At 46.6% G+C, this 4,560-nt stretch carries 4 protein-coding genes; all 4 read left to right on the top strand.

All coding sequences use genetic code 11. The features are described from left to right. The first annotated feature begins 114 nt into the window (after nucleotides 1-114). The 4 genes from dctP (at nucleotide 115) to Q7V48_11170 (ending at nucleotide 4,322) form a co-directional block, all read left to right on the top strand. Nucleotides 115-1,176: a TRAP transporter substrate-binding protein DctP gene (dctP, locus tag Q7V48_11185; protein MDO9211289.1), complete on the top strand. Its 1,062-nt coding sequence runs from the start codon at nucleotides 115-117 to the stop codon at nucleotides 1,174-1,176. 101 nt (nucleotides 1,177-1,277) lie between these two features. Next, nucleotides 1,278-1,784: a TRAP transporter small permease gene (locus Q7V48_11180; protein ID MDO9211288.1), complete on the top strand. Its 507-nt coding sequence runs from the start codon at nucleotides 1,278-1,280 to the stop codon at nucleotides 1,782-1,784. 4 nt (nucleotides 1,785-1,788) lie between these two features. Continuing rightward, on the top strand, nucleotides 1,789-3,090 hold the full coding sequence (locus Q7V48_11175) for a TRAP transporter large permease (protein ID MDO9211287.1): 1,302 nt from the start codon (nucleotides 1,789-1,791) through the stop codon (nucleotides 3,088-3,090). A 395-nt stretch (nucleotides 3,091-3,485) separates the two neighbouring features. After that, the gene (locus Q7V48_11170; protein MDO9211286.1) at nucleotides 3,486-4,322 is read left to right on the top strand and encodes a DUF3014 domain-containing protein; all 837 of its coding nucleotides are present in this window, start codon (nucleotides 3,486-3,488) and stop codon (nucleotides 4,320-4,322) included. Nucleotides 4,323-4,560: the final 238 nt, after the last annotated feature.

Below are 4,560 nucleotides of genomic sequence, written 5' to 3'. Positions count from 1 at the left end.
TAGTTGAGTGAACTGCATACCCACTATAAATATTTAAAAAGGAGGAGAATACGGGAAAGTAGACAAAGGTATTTTAGGGAAAACAAAAATACTCTATGAGAAGGGGAGGTTGAAATGAAAAGAAACAGATTGTGGATGATTTTTGGTAGCTTCAGTTTAATCCTAACATTGTTATTTTCACTGTTGGTAGTCGATGCCGATGCGGCACCAGCCCAGAAACCGGGGCAGAAGATTACCTGGGTATTCGCCACCAACCCCGGCCCGGCAGCCAACACCTGGACATTCTACCCCTATCCACGTTTTCAAAAGCTGCTGGAGCTAAGGTCCGGAGGACGTCTCGTACTGGACACAAAGATGGGGTTGTTTCCCGTAAACGAGGTGGTGCACGCGGTTATTGCCGGGCGTGCCGACATCGGCTGGGAAAGAATACCCTGGGTTGCCGGCACCTTCCCCCAATGGGATTACGCCCTCCCCTTCTTCTGGGACAATATTTTCGAATATGAGGCCTTCCTCAACGATCCCAGGCTGATTGAAATTGAAAGGAAATCCTACGCTGAAAAAGGTTTAGTGAAAATCGCCGATATTGCCGTGGAAGCTCTCGATGGCATCTGGGGCAAAAAAGCGGTTGCCACGGTGGACGACTTCAAAGGGTATAAAATCCGAACATCCGGGTTGATTACCACCCTCGCCATGAAGCTCCTGGGTGCCTCCCCTTTGACCATTCCTACCGCGGAAATCATGGAAGCTTTGCAAAGAGGCACGGTGGATGCCATCCAGACCTCCCGCGGTTGGGGCCTGGGATTCGGACTTCCGGACGTTTGCACTCATGTTAGCTTCTGGAAATTTCAGTCGGTGTTCGGCGGCATGCTGGTCGTGAACAAGGCCAAATTTGATGCCCTGCCGGCTGATCTAAAGAAGATCGTTTTGGATACTGGAAGAGAAATGCAAGGGCAAACCATATTTGGTGCCAAGGTTGAGGAATTGGAAGCTGAAGTTGGCCTAAAGGTCAGCCGAATGAAAGTTACCCAACCGACCCAGGCTGAAATCAATAAGGCGAGAGATCTCGTGAGACCCACCATTGACAAATGGCTCGAACTCGCCGGTCCGCAGGGCAAGCAGATCCTGGACATCGCTGCCCAATATGCCGGCGGCGCTAAGGTTATGATGAAAAAATAGCGCCCTTCCAGAGCCAACCCTTCGGCTTCCTCTCCGGCCTTAAAACCGGAGCTGCTCAGGGTTGGATTTGAGCGCGGTCGAAAGGCCAAGTTTTTCAACCTATGAAACAGTTAGGTTACATTATCGAAAAAATTGCTGATCTGGGTGGCTACTTCTCGGGGTGGCTGGTGCCGCTCATGATGATGTTGGTTGTCGTAGATGTATTCATGAGGTATGTGCTGCACCAGCCCCTCATGGTAGCCGATGAGTTCAGCGCGTATATGCTCGTCGCCCTCTCCTACCTCGGCCTGGCTTACACCTGGAGGCAAAAAGGGCATGTTCGGATTGAAATTTTCGTGAACCGACTTTCGTCCAGAGCCTATAGCTGGATAAGGCTGTTGGGGCTGATATTTACCTTAATCTTCCTCATCGAGATGGATCGGGCTGCCTACAAAATGATCACTTATGCCCTCAAAATCAATCTGAGGTCGTCAACCTGGCTTACCTTCCCTTTGTTTTGGCCTCAATTAACCGTATTCATCGGGTTTGTCTTGCTTACCCTGCTGCTGATTGCAGATATTGCCCGGGCCATTGCCAAGGTTCGGGTAGGTGAAAAAGTAGAGGTCTAGCTCTGTGAGTCTGGAATTAATGTCTCTCGTCATTCTTGGTGGCTTGGTTCTTCTTTTGGCTCTGGGAATTGAGATCGCCTCGGCCATGGGAATCGTGGCTGGACTCGGGCTCCTTCTTTTCGTTCATCAACCCCTGGATTACTTCGCCCGTGCCGCGTTTGAAATTATGAACTCCTTCACCTTCACCGCCATCCCGCTCTTTGTTTTTATGGGGACGATATATGCCAACACGGGAACTGTGCGATCCCTTTTTGGAGGAGCGGAGAAAATATTTGGGAGTCTACCCGGGAGCCTCACCTCAGCCATGATTGTGGCTAACGCCGTCTTCGGGGCCATCTCTGGCTCCAGCCTTGCGGCGACAGCAACCTTCGGCAAGATTTGTTTCCCGGAGATGGAAAAGGCGGGCTACGACCCCAAGATGTCCCTCGGCGCCATAGCCATCTCAGGAACTTTAAGTGTTCTTATCCCTCCCAGCCTCATCATGATCGTCTACGGCGGCTGGCAGGACGTCTCCGTGGCCCGACTCTTTGCGGGGGGGGTAATCCCCGGGATCATCCTCACCATATTCTTTATGATCACCGCTACCATTCTGGTGATCCGCAATCCCAAACTGGCGCCCAAAAGGGCAAAAAAGTTCACCATGAGAGAAAAACTAACGTCTTTTTGGGATTTGCTGCCTTTTGTGATCATAATAGGGATCGTGTTAGGGACAACCTTTGGCGGGATCATGACTCCCACGGAGTCTGCCTCTTTAGGGGCTTTCCTGAGCATCATTCTCGCCTTCGTTTATCGCCAAATGACTTTCCATGCACTCAAGGAAAGCATGTTGTCCGCGGTAAACATAAGCGCCATGATTGCCTTCGTCCTGTTTACGGCCAGGATGTTGGGCCAGGTCTTTCAATATATTGGTCTTACGGAGGCAACTTCTGCCTTCATGATGTCCTTACCCCTCGGCAAATATTCGATCCTCGCCATTATTTGTATTATGTATATCATCCTTGGATGCTTCTTTGACTCTTTGTCCATGCTGGTGTTGACTCTTCCCTTTGTTGCCCCCATTATTAAGAACCTGGGCTTCGACTTTATCTGGTTCGGTATCCTTTATGTCGTGCTTGCTGAAATTGGCCTGGTTACCCCGCCCTTCGGTCTTAATCTTTTTGTCCTTAAAGGCGTTGTGCCTAAATATGAGATAACTACCATCTTCATGGGCACTCTGCCCTTTTTGATTCCTACGGTTATTTTGATTATTCTACTGATCCTTTTCCCTGAGCTTGCTTTATGGTTCCCCAGCGTACTGTACCGATAGATGGCAATAGGAGGTTATCGTTTACCGACCCAAACCGGGAGAGGTTCACTTTGTTGGACATTGCCCGTATTTCTAACTAATTCTTTATCATCGTATTGCCTACCCGTTTCCTGTTAATCTATCAACGTAACCCCAAACCTTCTGTACCTGCAAATGATTGTGAACCGGTGATTGCTTTTGAATATTTTAAAAAAGATAATACTTTAGCTGTTTGAAAATTAGAGCAATTGGATTAATTTTTTAAAGTCGTCATTCCTGCGGAAGCAGGAAACCAGGATTTTTTCCTTATATTTCTGGATTCCCGTTTTCACGGGAATGACACGACAATGGATCTTTTCATAAAACTAAACTGTTACTAAAAAAGTAATTTTTAACCAATAGGGGGCTTGAGGGATATGGAAAACAATACTAAAAAAATTTGGATCGGTTTGGTTCTGTTAATCTTCATAGGAATAGGCCTGGCGTTCTATTATTGTTTCTATCATCCATCAGAAGAACCCACCCTCATCGGGCAGCCCGGAGAAAAAGAATCCCCCCTGCCCCCTTCACCCCAAGCCCTCCAGGAAAAAGAAAAGGAAATTTCTCCGATTCCTTATGTTGGGCTCGATAAAACCGACGCCCGGATTCGCAAAGGAATAAAAGACCTGGCCTCCCACCCCAAATTCGCGGAGTGGTTAAAAAATGAAAATATTATCCGTATAATCACTGCGGCGGTGGACAATATCGCCGATGGTGTAAGTCCCAGAGTTCATCTGAGTTTTTTGTCTCCTCAAAAAGGATTTGAAGTGACGGGAAAAGGCCGAAAGCTTTACTTGGACCCCCAAGGTTTCAACAGATATAATCTGGTAGCGAATGTTTTTTCCTCTTTAGACGCCCAAGCCTCCATCAGGGTTTATAAAGAATTAAAACTGTATTTTCAAGGGGCGTATCGCGAGTTGGGCTATCCGAACCGGGATTTCCAGGATACTCTTATTCGGGCCATGGAAGAACTGCTACGGACGCCCATTGTGGAGGGTAAAATATTATTGGAAGAAGAGGAAGAAAGCATCGATTATCGGATGGTAGACGACTATTTGGAAGATCTAAGTGATGCTCAAAAGCATCTCATTCGTATGGGACCGAAAAATGGGCGTAAGATTCAGGCAAAATTGAGGGAAATGGCTTTGGCCTTAGGAGTTTCAGAAAATCAACTTCCCCAAGCTCAAGTATACGCTACAAAGAATTGGCCCTAAATTCTATGGGCAAATTTCCAATAATGGATTCGCCAGTTGGGTAGGTATAGGTAAAAAATTACCACTAAGAATGTCGCTTTTTTTTACATAATTTTTTATTTCAAATTTAATAATAAAATAAACACCTTGCCTTTATTTTAAAAAATCGACAAAAATCTGTGTCCAATTTATTTACATTTTTATGCTTGGCTAGATATTATGAATCGAATCGTTTTTTTTCTGTTTCTGCCAAAAAATT

The sequence above is a fragment of the Deltaproteobacteria bacterium genome, assembly GCA_030654105.1.
Lineage (GTDB): Bacteria > Desulfobacterota > SM23-61 > SM23-61 > SM23-61 > JAHJQK01.
Note: the sequence above shows the minus strand (reverse complement) of the source record. Positions and strands in the feature narration are given on the sequence as shown.

Bases quoted from the DNA above. Each gene is read 5' to 3' on its own strand.
- dctP (MDO9211289.1), top strand. From the start codon at position 115: ATGAAAAGAAACAGATTGTGGATGATTTTTGGTAGCTTCAGTTTAATC.
- Q7V48_11180 (MDO9211288.1), top strand. From the start codon at position 1,278: ATGAAACAGTTAGGTTACATTATCGAAAAAATTGCTGATCTGGGTGGC.
- Q7V48_11170 (MDO9211286.1), top strand. From the start codon at position 3,486: ATGGAAAACAATACTAAAAAAATTTGGATCGGTTTGGTTCTGTTAATC.